Annotated in this window: 2 protein-coding genes and 1 pseudogene; all 3 read right to left on the bottom strand. The window is 65.4% G+C overall.

The features are described from left to right. The coding region (locus tag MKK58_RS24320) for a TadG family pilus assembly protein (protein WP_313899299.1) at positions 1-364 on the bottom strand (364 nt) is incomplete at its 3' end. A 30-nt stretch (positions 365-394) separates the two neighbouring features. Then, positions 395-502: pseudogene (locus MKK58_RS27195) on the bottom strand (hypothetical protein); the annotation flags it as partial. Further along, a complete protein-coding gene (locus MKK58_RS24325; RefSeq protein WP_243915544.1) occupies positions 502-912 on the bottom strand; it encodes a TadE/TadG family type IV pilus assembly protein in 411 nt (136 codons plus the stop codon). The gene MKK58_RS24325 and the pseudogene MKK58_RS27195, both read right to left, overlap by 1 nt. Positions 913-922 lie beyond the last annotated feature (10 nt).

Below are 922 nucleotides of genomic sequence, written 5' to 3' on the forward strand. Positions count from 1 at the left end.
TTGCGCCCAGAACGGCGTTCGCGACGCCGGCATCGAGGCCGGCCAATCCGGACCCGATCGTGAAGGACGCGAACTGTGCCATCGCCGCGGTGCTCTGTACCTTGATGGCGATCTCGCGGCCGAGGCCGAGGGCGGGAGCGAAGTAGGTCGGAGTTGCGGTCTGCAGGGTCACCCGGACCGCGTTAGGCGCCGACGTCTCCGTGCTGAAACGCGCATCAACTGCAGTCCTGCCGTCGGCGCTGTAAGAACCGGGCTGGACCCGGATCACGGCACCGGCGGCATAGCCGTTATCGGCTAGGGAATTCCGGGCTGCCGCCTCTGCGAGCGAAGGGTTCGCGGCGGCAAGCGTCGCCGCGATGTCCACGGCGCCCTGCGCCCGCCGATGGGCTAGGGTCGCCGACCCGTAATCAATCCCAATTGCCGCGACCCCGAGGATAACCGTGAAGCCGAGCGCTGTGAGGATCGCGACCGATCCATGCCGGTCGGACATCTCACACCGCATCAGAGCCCACCCTTTCGGATGCTGACGCTGCTACGGATCAGATCGGGTGGCAGCGGCACGAGACCGGAGAGCCCGGACAAGCCGAGGTTCTTCGAATCGAAGCTCAGTGTGACCCGGTAGAGGGTGGTGTCGCCGGGATCCGTCGCTACCTGCACGTCGATCATGCCCGGTCTAAACATCGTGCCGCTCACGAGGGCGGCGTTGACCTGCTGGCGCGCGAGGCTTGCCCGCTCGGCATCGCTGATGCCGGAGATGGAGGCCCGAGCCGCCTCCGATGTTAGCTGACGGAGGTTGTGGGCCGCGCCGAGATAGATGCCGAACACGATAATGCCGGCCAGGAAGGCCAGAAGGATCGGCGCGACAAGAGCAAATTCAACGGCCGAACTTCCTCGTTCGCATTGAGGAAGCAGCTTGTATGGA

The sequence above is a fragment of the Methylobacterium sp. J-078 genome, assembly GCF_022829285.1.
Lineage (GTDB): Bacteria > Pseudomonadota > Alphaproteobacteria > Rhizobiales > Beijerinckiaceae > Methylobacterium.